Raw genomic sequence first — 13,019 nt, forward strand, 5'->3', positions numbered from 1 at the left:
GGCTTAGCCCTCTCTTTTTGTTTGCGCATCGGCGATCAATTGACCGTAAAACGCTTTCAGTTCCATGTTGGCTTGCTCACTCAAGGCGCGAGCGGCATAGCGTTGAGGCTGAGTGCTATGCAGCGTCCAGCCAAACCGACTCTTCATCTTGTCCAGCACGTCACCATCGATACCTTTCAGTTCAATAAATAGACTGGCAGCTGAGTGGCGCAAGACGTAAGCGTAAAAGTCGTACTGCTTCTCGTCCTTGAAATAGGGGTCGTTACCGACATCCAGCATTCCTAGCTGGGCGAGCCGCTTTCCGACCCGATTGAACATGGCTGTCAGCGTGGCGCGGTGCTTGATGGGTTCCCCCTTTTCATTCAGAAAGAGAAAAGTGAGGCTCCGGTTCTTCAAATGCTTGGCAAGGACTGGGTCGCGTTCTTTAACGAGGTAGTCTTTGATGACGGTGACGGTAAATGGCCATAGCGTGATCATCGTCTCGGAAGCGTAAGACACCCTCTTGCTGCCAGCCCCTTTCAGAGCCGGTGTGCCTGTTGTCGGCCGGCCAGGTCGTCGCTTTGTGTTGTCCTTGAGGACAAGGTGGCCACTGTCAGGGCGGAAGTCTTCACGCGTGAGGTTGCCAAGGGCGCCGGGGCGCAAGCCCTCGCACGCAAGCAGAAACATGGCCCTGTCCCGGTAGAGGGTGGCCGAGGGTTTGCCCCCCTCCGTCAGAAACAGTGCCTCCGGCTCCAATACGACGGCACGGATAATTTGCAGGAAGCGATGAGACGGAAGACTCTGGATTGTTAGGTAATGGTTCTGCTTGGTACCAGCCACCTCACGCTTTAATTTTTCCTGCGTCTGGTCATAGGCGGTGATCAACTCACCACGTAAGGTGTCGGACTGGATGTGCGGGTCCAAAAACACTTCCCGATAAAATTTCAGGTAGCTGGCGATGTGATTGAGGCGTTTTGCGGCCGTGTTTGCCTCAAGTGCGCCGCGTATGTCTTCAGGTGGTGTGGCTGTTTTGGCGCTGGTGATCAACACGACCTTGGCATCGGATAGCCGCTCTATTTCACTAAGCGGTCGGTAGCAAAGCCCGGCGAGACGCTTGATCTCGTCGTAGGTCAGGCAGCGCTTCTCCAGCATTCTGACTGTCAACTCAATCCCGTGGGCCACAAAAAACCGTTGCAGAATGCGCAGCGATTGGCTCACCAGTTCCCGAGTGTTTGAGTTGTCGTACTCATCGGTGAGAAACTTGCTGAACGGGTAATGAATTGTTCCATCATCGTGCAGCAGAAGGTAGTTCCTCTTGGCACTAAATTGGCGCATATAAATAACGTTTTATATCCAACATGAAATCAAATTTTAGTACAAACAAAAAAAGACAAGCGATTTTACGCTTGTCTTTTTGGAATGTTCTGCGACTAGGATTTCAGCATTTTGTTACACTAGCCATATAATTTATCCATCCAGAAACATTCGAGCCATGGTGTCCTCGCTGTTATTCTGTTGACCCTTGATCAATCAACAGGATGGATTGTGCAATGACGCAACTACAGATTACCGCATTCGGTGACCCCTCGGTACTCAAGCTCAACCCTTCCCTCGATAAGGTGCCAGCCGATGGCGAAGTGCGGGTGCGCATCTGCTTTGCGGGGGTCAATCCCATCGATGCCAAAACTCGCGCCGGTCTTGGCTGGGCGGCGGCCCAGAACAAGGACAAGCTGCCCTGGACACCGGGTTATGACGTCTCCGGCGTGGTGGAGAAGCTGGGCCCCGGCGTGACCTCGCTGGTCGAGGGGGAGCGGGTGTGCGGTATGGTTGGGTTTCCCCTCACCGCCGGTGGCTACGGGGAGTCTGTGGTGGCAAGCGAGAGCGAGCTGGTCAAGCTCGACGGGGTGAGCCTGCAGCAGGGGGCGGCGCTGCCGCTGGCCGGTCTCACCGCCTGGCAGGGGCTGTTTGAGCACGGTGGCCTCCAGAGCGGTCAGCGGGTGTTGATCCTCGCCGGTGCCGGTGGCGTCGGCCATCTGGCGGTGCAGTTTGCCAGCGCCTATGGCGCCGAGGTGGTGGCTACCGCCAGCCCCGACAACCATGGCTTCCTGCACGCTCTGGGGGGGCGCTGGATGGTGGATTACCATGATGCGAACTGGCCGGCACGGGTGGTGGCAGAGGCCGGTCAGGTCGATCTGGTGCTGGATCTGGTGGGCGGCGAGAGCGGCAAGGCGGCGCTCGCCTGCGTCAAGCCGGGTGGCCGTCTGGTGACGGTACCCACCATCACTGCCCAGTTGATCAAGGATGCTGGGGCTGCGGTGGGTATCGAGGTGGTCGGCATGCTGGTTCACCCCGACCAGAAGCAGCTGGGTCAGATGTTGATGCTGCTGCGTCAGGGGGAGGTGAAGGTCACCCTAGCCGGTGAATTCCCCCTGGCCGAGGGGGCACTGGCCCATCAGGCCATCGAAGGGGGCCATGTGCGCGGCAAGCTGCTGCTGCGCATGCCTGCGGCCGATGGCCTGCCCGGATGAATGGCATTACCGAGATGGGGCTGGGGTGGCTCTTTTTAAGCGCATTCACCTCCGCCACCCTGCTGCCCGGCAGCTCGGAAGTGCTGCTGGGGGCCATGGCGGCCAAGGCGGAGTGGAGCATGGCGAGCCTGCTGCTGTGGGCGACGCTGGGCAATACCCTCGGATCCATGACAACCTGGTGGCTCGGCTGGCTCGCCACCTTCAAGAAAAAACCGGAAGATTTTCAAGGCCGTGGGGAACAAAAAGCCTTAGGCTGGCTCAAACAACATGGTCACTGGTGTCTGCTGCTTGCCTGGACGCCGGTGGTCGGTGATGGTCTCTGTCTGTTGGCCGGTTGGCTGCGCCTCTCCTTCTGGCGCTCTCTCATTCTGATCGGGCTCGGCAAATTGTTCCGTTATGCCCTGGTTTTTCTGCTGGCCAGTCATATTTTCTAGCCTGTTTTTGTCACTCACGAGGTTACCGTGAACAAAGTCATACCTTTAACGATTCTGCTGGGCTTCACCCTGCCGGTGCTGGCGGCACCGACCCTGATCGCCGAACAGGGCAAGGAGGAGGGCAAGCTCGCCATCCCCTACCAGATGTACAAGCTGGACAACGGCCTGACCGTGATCCTGGCCCCTGACCGCTCAGATCCGCTGGTGCACCTCGATGTGACCTATCACGTCGGTTCATCCCGCGAGCAGGTGGGCAAGTCCGGTTTCGCCCACTTCTTCGAGCACATGATGTTCCAGGGCTCGAAACACGTCGGTGATCAGGAGCATATGCGGATCATCAACGAGGCCGGTGGCGACATGAACGGCACCACCAACAAGGATCGCACCAACTACTACGAGACTGTGCCTGCCAACCAGCTGGAAAAAGTGCTCTGGCTGGAGGCGGATCGGATGGGTTTCCTGCTCGATGCGGTGAGCCAGAAGAAGTTCGAGATCCAGCGCGCCACCGTCAAGAACGAGCGGGCCCAGCGGGTCGACAACCAGCCGTACGGGCTGGTGAGCGAGAAGGTGGGGGAGGCGCTCTATCCACGTACTCACCCCTACTCCTGGCAGCCTATCGGTTACGTGGAAGATCTCGACCGGGTCGATGTGAACGACCTCAAGCAGTTCTTCCTGCGCTGGTATGGCCCCAACAACGCCACCCTGACTCTGGGCGGCGACTTTGACAGCAAGCAGGCCCTCGCGTGGATCGAGAAGTACTTCGGCTCCATCCCGCGCGGCCCGGACGTGGCCGAGCCGACGCCAAAGCCGGTGACCCTGCCCGAGACCCGCTACGTGACGCTGCAGGACAAGGTACACCTGCCGCTGCTCTATATCAGCTATCCCACCGTCTCTCTTGGCGATCCGCAGGAGCCGGCGCTCGACATGTTTGCCGACGTGCTGGGCGGCTCCGCCAGCTCCATGCTCTACCAGTCGCTGGTGAAAACCGGCAAGGCGATCGATGTGGGGGCGTCCCACTACTGCGAAGAGCTGGCCTGTACCCTGACCGTCTACGCCTATCCCAATCCGTCGCAGGATGGCAGCCTCAAGACCCTCAAGGGGGAGGTGGACAAGGTGATCGGCGAGTTCGCCCAGCGCGGCCTCAAGCCGGAAGATCTGGAGAAGGCGATCGCCAAGTATCGCGCCTCCGCCATCTGGGGTCTGGATAGCGTCTCCGGCAAGGTGAGCCAGCTCGCCATGGGTCAGGTGTTTGCCCAGGATCCCAACTATGTGTTCAAGACGCTGGATGCCATCGGCAAGGTGACACCTGAGCAGGTGAAGGCCGCCTACGACAAGTTCATCGCGGGCAAGCCTGCGGTGGTGCTGAGCGTGGTGCCCAAGGGCAAGACCGAGTGGCAGGTTGCCACCCCGAACTTTACCCCCGCCAAGCGCGAGCTGCCGGATTACAGCAAGCATGACGAGGCGCTGGCCGAACGACCGGTAAAAGACAATTTCGATCGCAGCGTGCAACCCAAGGCGAGCGAGGCGGTGAGCGTCAAGGTGCCCGCCATCTGGCACGGCAAGCTCGACAAGAACATCGAGATCATCGGCACCAAGAGTGACGAGATCCCGGCCGTCTCCATCATGATTGCCCTGCCGGGCGGCATTCGTGCCGAAGATAAGGGGCAACTGGGGCTAGCCAATCTGACCGCCGCCATGATGGGGCAGGGCACGGTGCGCCTGACTGAGGCTCAGCTGAGCGACGAGCTGCAAAAGCTGGGCTCAAGCATTGATGTTTCCAGCGCCCAGTACAACAACCTCATCACCGTCAGCTCGCTGGCGGACAAGCTGCCCCAGACCCTGGCGCTGGTGCGCGAGGTGCTGGAGCGCCCGGGTATGCGGGAGGCTGACTTCGAGCGGGTCAAGGCGCAGCTGCTGCAAGGGATGCAACAGGCCCAGCAGCAGCCCGAGTGGCTGGCCGGGCAGGCGTTCCGCGAGCTGGTCTACGGCAAGCAGAACCGCCTCGGTCAACCTACCGATGGGGTGGCGGCCGATGTGGCCAAGCTGACCCTGGCGGACGTGAAGCACTTCTATCAGGCCTACTACAACCCCACCAACGCCAAAGTGGTTGTGGTCGGTGATGTGGACCAGAAGCAGATCGAGGAGCAACTCGGCTTCCTGACCGAGTGGAAGGGGGCCACGCCGACTCTGGGAGATCTCAAGCTCAAGGGTGAGCAGGCCAAGCCGGGCATCTATCTGGTCGACAAGCCGGGGGCGCCCCAGTCGGTGATCCGCATCGGTCGTCGCGCCATGCCGTTCGATACCACGGGTGACTACTTCACCGCCGGGCTGATGAACTTCAACCTGGGTGGCAACTTCAACAGCCGCATCAACCTCAACCTGCGGGAAGACAAGGGCTACACCTACGGCGCCAGCTCCGGTTTCTCCGCCAACCGCGAGGTGGGCACCTTCGCTACCGGCGCCAATGTGCGGGCCGATGCGACTGTGGATGCCATCCGCCAGTTCCTCAAGGAGATGGACAACTACCGCAAGAGCGGCCCGACACCGGTGGAGCTGGCCTATATGCGCAGCGCTGTCTCCCAGCAGGATGCCCTCTCTTACGAGACCTTGGGCCAGAAGGCGGGCTTCCTGCTGCAGATGGTGATGTATGACCTGAAACCGGACTATGTGCAGGCCCAGAACAACCTGATCAAAACGGTGTCGCCCGAGGCGCTGAAGGCCAGTGCCGCCCGTTGGCTCAATCCGGCCGACATGGTGATCGTGGTGGTGGGAGACAAGCAAAAGCTTGAAAAACCCCTGAAGGAGCTTCATCTTCCCATCTATCCGCTGCAGTTGCCGTAACTGACGCTTTATAAAAATCAAGAGCCGCCCCGGATGGGGCGGCCTCACATGAGCCGTGAATATGACTACAACAAGCTTGTCGCTCACCGAGTTGCTGAATGCGTTGGGATCACCGGAGCGCCTCACCGCGCTCAAGGGGATCCGGCGCGGGATCGAACGTGAATGCCTGCGCATCACGCCGGATGGCCGACTCGCCCAGAGTGACCATCCCCGGGCACTGGGCTCGGCCCTGACCCATCCCAATATCACCACCGACTACTCGGAGAGCCTGCTGGAGTTCATCACCCCGGCCACCGACTCCATCGACAGCCTGATGGAGCAGCTCGGCGACATCCATCACCATGTGATTCAGCATCTGGGTGACGAGCGGATTTGGCCGCTCTCCATGCCCTGCTTCGTCGGCGGGGAAGAGAGCATCCGGCTGGCCCAGTACGGCAGCTCCAACATCGGCAAGATGAAGACTCTCTACCGTCAGGGCTTGAAGAACCGCTACGGCAGCCTGATGCAGGTGATCGCCGGGGTGCACTTCAACTTCTCCATGCCAGACAGCTTCTGGAGCGAGTGGCAGGATCTGGTGTGCGAAGGATGCTGCAGCCAGCGCTTTATCTCCGACAAGTACATGGGGCTTATTCGCAACGTCTACCGCTTCGGCTGGCTGGTGCCCTATCTGTTCGGCGCCTCCCCGGCCATCTGCGAATCCTTCCTCAAAGGGCGCAAGAGCAGCCTGCCGTTCGAGAAGACCGGCAAGGGCACCCTCTATCTGCCTTACGCCACCGCGCTGCGTCTCTCCGATCTCGGTTACACCAACAGCGCCCAGGCTGGGCTCAAGATCAGCCACGACAATCTGCCGGCCTATGTCAGCAGCCTGCGCCGCGCCATCAATACCCACAATCCCGACTTTGCCAAGATCGGGGTCAAGGTGGATGGGGAGTATCGTCAGCTCAACGACAATGTGTTGCAGCTGGAGAACGAGCTATACGCCCCGATCCGCCCCAAGCGCACCCCGCGCAGCGGCGAGAAGCCCTCGGATGCGCTGGATCAGCGCGGCATCGAATACATCGAGCTGCGCACCGTGGACGTCAACCCCTTCACCCCGCTCGGCATCGATGCGGATCAGATCCGCTTCTTCGACCTGTTCCTGGTCTGGTGCCTGCTGCGTCCCTCTCCGGTGCTGAGTGACGAGGAGATTGCCCGCAACCGCCGCAACCAGAACAAGGTAGTGCTGGAAGGGCGTCGTCCCGGCCTGACGCTGGAAGATGAGCAGGGCAATGCCATTGGCCTCAAAGAGTACGGCCTCAAACTGTTTGACGAGCTGGCTCAGGTGGCCGACCTGCTGGATCGCTGCTGTGGCCGCAACCGCTATCGCGAGACGCTGGCGATGCATCGCGAGAAGCTGCTCAACCCCGAGCTCACCTACTCCGCTCGCATGCTCAAGGAGTTGCTGGAGAGTGGCAAGGACAACGGCTGCTACGGCGACAAGCTGGCGACCCGCTATCGCGAGGAGCTGCTGACAGGGGAGCTGCAGTACTGGGATGAGGCCTACTTTGCCGGTGAGGCGAAGGATTCCTTGGCCAAGCAGCGGGAGCGCGAGCGCAGTGATAGCCTGTCGTTCGATGACTTCCTGGCCGACTACTTCGGGACCAGTAAGACCCCGGCCTGAAGGCGGGTTCGTACCAACCAAAGTGCCAACAAAAAGCCGCTCGAGTGAGCGGCTTTTTGATTTCTCTGAACCTGAGCGATATCAGACGTGGTTATACATGGCCTCGATTTCGCTCTGGTACTTGGCCTCGATGATCTTGCGGCGCAGCTTCATGGTGGGGGTCAGCTCACCCAGCTCCATGGAGAAGGCGCTCGGCAGCAGGGTGAACTTCTTCACCTGCTCGAACTTGGCCAGCTCTTTTTGCAAGTCGGCGATGCGGGCTTCGAAGAACTCCATCACCCGGGAGTGGCGCAGCAGCTCGGTCTTGCACTGGTACTGCAGGTTGATGGAGCGGGCGTACTCCTCAAGCGACTCGAAGCAGGGCACGATCAGCGCCGAGACGAAGTGGCGGGCATCGGCGACGATGGCGATCTGCTCGATAAAGCGATCCTTGCCGATGGTCCCTTCCACCAGCTGCGGTGCTACGTATTTGCCGTTGGAGGTCTTCATCAGCTCCTTGAGACGCTCGGTGAAGTAGATATTGCCCTGGCTGTCGAGCTCACCGGCATCGCCAGTACGCAGGAAACCATCCTCGGTCATCACTTCGGCGGTGGCGTCCGGCTTGTTGTAGTAGCCGCGCATCACGGTGGGGGAGCGCACCAGCAGTTCGTTGTTCTCACCCAGCTTCACCTCGATGCCGTTCAGTGCCGTGCCAATGGAGCCGAGCTTGAACTGGCTGTCTTCGTAGCAGCAGACGGTGGCGGTGGTTTCGGTCATGCCGTAGCCGTACTTGAGGTTGAGCCCCATCGCCTGGAAGAAGAGGTTCACATCGTCGGCCAGGCGGGCGCCCGCCACCGGCAGAAAGCGGGTGCGGCCGCCAAAGCGGGCGCGCAGCTTGCGAAACACCAGTCGCTCGGCGAGCCAGAGCTGGCCGTAGAGCAGCGGGGAGGCGGACTTGCCAGCCTGACGGGTGGCAACCATCTGCTTGCCGACCCGGGTTGCCCAGCCAAACAGGGCGCGGCGCAGAGCCGGAGCCTGAGCGACTTTGGCCTGGATCATGGCGTAGGCCTTCTCGTAGAGGCGCGGCACGGCGCACATCACGGTCGGCTGCACCTCGCCAATCACATCCATCACTTTCTGCGGGTCGCGGATATAGACGTTCTCGGCGCCGCAGTAGAGCACGTAATAGCTCCAGGCCCGCTCGAACACGTGGCTGAGCGGCAGCATGCAGAGCGACACATCCTGCTGATTGAGGTCGAGGCGGCTGTTGTGCATCTCGAAACAGGCGGCGATGTTGCTGAAGTCGAGCATGACCCCCTTGGGCTCCCCTGTGGTGCCGGAGGTGTAGATCAGGGTCAGCAGATCATCCATCCGGTACTGGGTTTCCCGTACTCGCAGTTCCTGTTCACTGGGCTGATGGTTGCCGGAGACCAGAAATGTCTGGAAGTGGCTCGCCTGCTCGCAGCCGCGCAGGTTGACGTTGCCATCGAGGGCGATGAGTTGGCGGATCTCGCCGCTTTCAATCAGTTGCAGCGCCTGATCGAACTGGGGTTGCTCGCCAACGAACAGTACCTTGATGCCGGCATCTTTGACGATGTAGCGCAGCTGATCGAGCGTGCTGGTGGGGTAGATAGGGACGCTGACACCGCGGGCGGCAAGGATGCCGAGATCTGCCTGGGTCCACTCCGGCATGTTGCGGGCATAGATGCCGACCATTTCGGTTGGCTGGTGGCCGGCACGGATCAGCGCCTGTGCGCAGTAGTCCATGGCCTGGCCCAGAGTACGCCAGCCGATGGCGCGCCACTGGCCATCTTGCTGAACCCGCAGGGCAGCCTTGTTGCCAAGCTGGGCAATACGTTCACGCATCAGTCGAACCAGATGAAGCTTCGGCATCAGTTAAACATCCTTTAATTACAGTTGTACGCCCGCGAGGGCACTAAAAATCGGGCTAGAGTTTAAACTCCAACATTACGGCTTACAAGTGTTCGCCGTTTGTCTTGGATCACAAAGAGCGCAAATAGCTCTCCCTTTGCGCAGACTGGCCGATACTGCTAGGAGGCAGAGAGAGGGTTAACGATATGAATCTGTGGGTGAAAGGGGCGTTGGCCGCGGTCGGGCTGATGGTGGTGGGGGGCGCTGCGTTTTGGTTCTTTACCGGAACGTCATCACAGGGGCCCGCCAATCCCTGGTATCAGGGGGCCGAGGGGTATCAGCAGGCGCAGCAACAGGCGCTGGCGTTGGGCTATCCGCTGCTCTATGTGCTGGAGACCCCCAAGTGCCGCCGCTGCGGCGATCTGGAGAAGAAATTCTGGCAGAGCAAGGAGATGGCTGGCCCGCTTGCCCGGCTGGTGAAGGTGCGGCTCAACCCGGGCAAGGGGGATGGCAGCGAGCAGATCCTGCGCCGCTTTCCCAAGGTTGCCACGCCGCCCGGCATCTATATCCAGCAGCCGGGCCAGCCTCTCAGGCCCATCAAAATAGTGGTGGATATCGACCAGATCTGGATGCCTGGAAAAACCTGGCAGCGTGGCTTCTATATGCCGCTCTCCGGTGCCGGATTCGAGGCGGTGGTGCATACCACCCTGGCCTTGCAGGATCCGGCGCTGGACAATGCCCCCCTCGATTGAGGGGGACAAAAGGTATGGGCGCGACGAACAGGCTGGATCAGCCGAAATCGAACAGTCGCGACATCAGCACCGCATCTTCCCTGTCGTTACCGGTGCCGTAGTAGTCGGCGCGGCGGCAATACTCGGCAAAACCGGCGCTCTCGTAGAGGTTGATGGCGGTCTGGTTACCGGCCCGCACCTCGAGAAACCAGGCCTCTGCCCCGGCTTGCTTGCTGCGCGCCAGATAGGCTTGCAACAGCGCCCGCCCCAACCCCTTGCCCTGAAACGCCGGATGCACGCAGATGTTCATCAGCGAGCTGTCACCGGCCACCAGATCCGAGATATAGAAGCCCGCCGGGCGACCATCGACCAGCATCAAACCGTTGAGATAGCGAGGACCGAAGCAGGAGAGCAGGTTGGCCTGGCTCCACGGCTCCTTGTGAGCGGCTTGCTCGATGGGGTAGACAAGGTCGAAATCGCTCTCGAGCAGGGGACGAAACTCAGGCATGGGGGCTCCGGATGGCAAGATGTTGGGCACTGGGGTTAGCAGAGGTTGCAGAGGCGGCATTTGTAAAATCAGGTAAAAAGAGCGGCATCACAGTGGGACTTGGCAGCATGATGCAGGATCACGCCGCGCTGGTCGCAAGGTGCTGGCGCAGTTGTTGCCACAGGGCGCGCTTTTGCGCGGCGCTGGGGGCGAGCGGGCAGATCAGCGCATTTGGCCGCTCGGGGTTGGCCTCCGTCAGCCAGAGCAGGGGGGAGGTATCCGCCGTTTGCAGATCGGCAGGCGGCAGCTCGCTGAGCAGTGAGACCTCGTCGGGGGTCATGCCGAGCAACTGGCAGATATCCGCCAGCAGCGTGGTGGCAGGCAGCTGAGGCGCCAGCAGCCAGAGTTTGCCGCTGGGCAGCGGAGCGCTGGTGGCCGGTGCCGTCTGGCCCGGCTGTGTGGCGTTTTGCTCAAGCTCGGGAGCGGGTGCTGCGCCCAGCAATGCCGGACGACGCAGTTGCCAGCTTTGAATGCCCATGCGGGCCAACATGCTCTGACGAACGGGATCTTGCATCTGGGGCGACTCACTCTTGATCTGCATTGGGGAAAATTGTGTTGCGCAGGGTACACTCGAACCGCTTTTGCTGCACCCTTTGCAACGCATCATCTGGCGCATGCGGGCATGGTGCCATCACGACACTGGCTATGCATGAGCGCAGCACGCTGCCGATACGGTATCGCACTGCCGTTGCGTTTTTTCCTGCCAGAGGCGGGTATTGTGCGGCAAGAGATACCAGAATAAACATCATAACAAGACAAAACCCAAGGTCGAGCAAATGGATATCGCGCCTTGGGGCTAACATCATCCCAGCTTCGGAACACTCTCTATGTCGTCTTTAGCTCAAGCCCAGAATCCTGCGCGTCTTATTCCCATCCAGGAGCGCTTGCCCCGGCTGCTGGCCGCCCTCGGTGAGGGACTCTACGAACGGCAGGATGCCTTGCGCCTCGGTCTGCTGGCGGCCCTCAGCGGTGAGAGTGTCTTCTTGCTGGGGCCACCCGGTATTGCCAAGAGCCTGATCGCCCGCCGCCTCAAGCTGGCCTTTCACGACGCCCGCCACTTTGAATACCTGATGACCCGTTTCAGTACGCCGGAGGAGGTGTTTGGCCCCCTCTCCATTCAGGCGCTGAAAGAGGATGGCAAATATCTGCGTCTCACCACAGGTTATCTGCCTGAGGCCGAGGTGGTGTTCCTCGACGAGATCTGGAAGGCAGGTCCCGCCATCCTCAACACCCTGCTCACCGCCATCAACGAGCGGCAGTTTCGCAACGGCGACAGCCAGCACCCCATCCCGATGCGCTTGCTGGTGACTGCCTCCAACGAGCTGCCGGCGCCGGACAGCGGGCTGGAAGCGCTCTACGACCGGATGTTGGTGCGGATCTGGATGGACCGGGTGCAGGAGAAAGCCAACTTTCAATCCATGCTGGCCAGCGATGGTCACGCCCACCAGAATCTGCCGGAATCCCTGCAGATCCGGGGGGATGAGTACGAGCAGTGGCAGAGCCAGATTGAACAGGTGCGCCTGCCGGATGCCTGTTTCGAGCTCATCTATCAGCTGCGCCAGCAGCTCGACAGCCAGCTGGCCCATCGCTGCTATGTGTCGGATCGCCGCTGGAAGAAGGCAGTACGGCTTATCAAGGCGAGCGCCTTCTTCAATGGCCGCGATGAGGTCGCACCGGTAGATCTGCTGCTGTTCAAGGATTGTCTCTGGCATGACGAGGAGTCCCGCACCGCCCTGCTGGAGATGATGACCGAATTCTCCCGTCTCTACGGCTATCAGCAACTGGCGATGACCCGTCAGCTGCTGGCGTTGCGGGATCAGTTCAAACAGCTCAAACAGAGCGTGGCCCAACGCCTTTGCACAAAGGCCCGCCAACGCAAGCAGTGGTTTGGCCGGCGGGCCCGGGGTATCGAGATCCCGCTCGCCAATGCCAGACCCTTTGGCAAGCAGGTGCACTTCCATCTGCTCACCCCGGCGCCGCTGGATGGCGGCGATCCTGAACGGCTCACCCGCACCCTGGTGTTCGATCGCACCTTGCTCTCCCATTGGCATCCCACCGGTGAGGCGCTGGTGGGTTATGAGTTCGGCAACCCGAAAGAGGGGCATTACGAGCTGGTGCTGGACGATGAGCTGCGGCTGCAGGTGCTCGATATCCAGCGCCAGCAGATCCCGTTGGTGCTAATGGAGCGCAACGCCATCCCCGAGGTGGTGCTGGCGCCCTGGTTGCAGTCACTCGACGAGCAGCTGGTTCAGGTCGGCAAGGTGATGCAGATACTCAAGCAGCAGCGCAGCCTGTTCGAGCGTCACCAGCAACACCTCTTTATCGCCCAGCGCTGGCTGCAGCAGGTGGAAGACAGCTTCTTCGTGCTGAACCGGGATCTCGAACTGCTGCGTAGCGAGCTGACCCAGTGGCGCGAGCGGTTGCCAAGGCTGGACGAGTAAGGAGCGC

Annotated in this window: 11 protein-coding genes; 6 read left to right on the plus strand and 5 right to left on the minus strand. The window is 60.6% G+C overall.

Going from position 1 to position 13,019, the window contains the following annotated elements; genetic code table 11:
• Window positions 1-3: 3 nt before the first annotated feature.
• Window positions 4-1,314, minus strand: coding sequence for a hypothetical protein (locus OKC42_RS18960; protein WP_270820623.1), 1,311 nt, complete (start codon window positions 1,312-1,314; stop codon window positions 4-6).
• Between the two features lie 215 nt (window positions 1,315-1,529).
• Here OKC42_RS18960 and OKC42_RS18965 point away from each other — a divergent pair, with 215 nt between their 5' ends.
• The 4 genes from OKC42_RS18965 to gshA all read left to right on the plus strand — a co-directional run bounded on the left by OKC42_RS18965 (window position 1,530) and on the right by gshA (window position 7,442).
• Window positions 1,530-2,507, plus strand: coding sequence for an NADP-dependent oxidoreductase (locus OKC42_RS18965; protein ID WP_270820624.1), 978 nt, complete (start codon window positions 1,530-1,532; stop codon window positions 2,505-2,507).
• Window positions 2,504-2,941, plus strand: a complete 438-nt coding sequence (locus tag OKC42_RS18970; RefSeq protein ID WP_270820625.1) for a YqaA family protein — start codon at window positions 2,504-2,506, stop codon at window positions 2,939-2,941. Before OKC42_RS18965 ends, OKC42_RS18970 begins: the two co-directional genes overlap by 4 nt.
• A gap of 27 nt (window positions 2,942-2,968) precedes the next feature.
• On the plus strand, window positions 2,969-5,782 hold the full coding sequence (locus OKC42_RS18975) for a M16 family metallopeptidase (RefSeq protein ID WP_270820626.1): 2,814 nt from the start codon (window positions 2,969-2,971) through the stop codon (window positions 5,780-5,782).
• A 61-nt stretch (window positions 5,783-5,843) separates the two neighbouring features.
• Entirely contained in the window at window positions 5,844-7,442 is a 1,599-nt protein-coding gene (gshA, locus tag OKC42_RS18980; RefSeq protein ID WP_270820627.1) for a glutamate--cysteine ligase, read from the plus strand.
• Window positions 7,443-7,523: 81 nt separating this feature from the next.
• On the opposite strand, the gene OKC42_RS18985 is transcribed toward gshA, so the two are convergent.
• Window positions 7,524-9,314, minus strand: a complete 1,791-nt coding sequence (locus OKC42_RS18985; RefSeq protein WP_101531120.1) for an AMP-dependent synthetase/ligase — start codon at window positions 9,312-9,314, stop codon at window positions 7,524-7,526.
• A gap of 227 nt (window positions 9,315-9,541) precedes the next feature.
• Between OKC42_RS18985 and OKC42_RS18990 the strand changes: the two genes are divergently transcribed.
• Window positions 9,542-10,045: a hypothetical protein gene (locus OKC42_RS18990; RefSeq protein ID WP_443111673.1), complete on the plus strand. Its 504-nt coding sequence runs from the start codon at window positions 9,542-9,544 to the stop codon at window positions 10,043-10,045.
• 37 nt (window positions 10,046-10,082) lie between these two features.
• On the opposite strand, the gene rimI is transcribed toward OKC42_RS18990, so the two are convergent.
• The 3 genes from rimI to OKC42_RS19005 form a co-directional block, all read right to left on the minus strand.
• Window positions 10,083-10,532, minus strand: a complete 450-nt coding sequence (gene rimI / locus OKC42_RS18995; RefSeq protein ID WP_042656300.1) for a ribosomal protein S18-alanine N-acetyltransferase — start codon at window positions 10,530-10,532, stop codon at window positions 10,083-10,085.
• Window positions 10,533-10,650: 118 nt separating this feature from the next.
• Window positions 10,651-11,085 (minus strand): DNA polymerase III subunit psi, encoded by a 435-nt coding sequence (locus tag OKC42_RS19000; protein WP_270820631.1) that lies wholly within the window; start codon window positions 11,083-11,085, stop codon window positions 10,651-10,653.
• Window positions 11,086-11,095: 10 nt separating this feature from the next.
• Window positions 11,096-11,377 carry a hypothetical protein gene (locus OKC42_RS19005; RefSeq protein ID WP_270820633.1) on the minus strand — a complete coding sequence of 94 codons (282 nt, stop codon included), beginning with the start codon at window positions 11,375-11,377 and terminating at the stop codon, window positions 11,096-11,098.
• A 21-nt stretch (window positions 11,378-11,398) separates the two neighbouring features.
• Here OKC42_RS19005 and OKC42_RS19010 point away from each other — a divergent pair, with 21 nt between their 5' ends.
• Window positions 11,399-13,012, plus strand: coding sequence for an ATPase RavA domain-containing protein (locus OKC42_RS19010; protein ID WP_201944333.1), 1,614 nt, complete (start codon window positions 11,399-11,401; stop codon window positions 13,010-13,012).
• Window positions 13,013-13,019: the final 7 nt, after the last annotated feature.

The organism is Aeromonas sp. Y311-2 (assembly GCF_027706025.1).
Taxonomy (GTDB): Bacteria; Pseudomonadota; Gammaproteobacteria; order Enterobacterales; family Aeromonadaceae; genus Aeromonas; species Aeromonas veronii.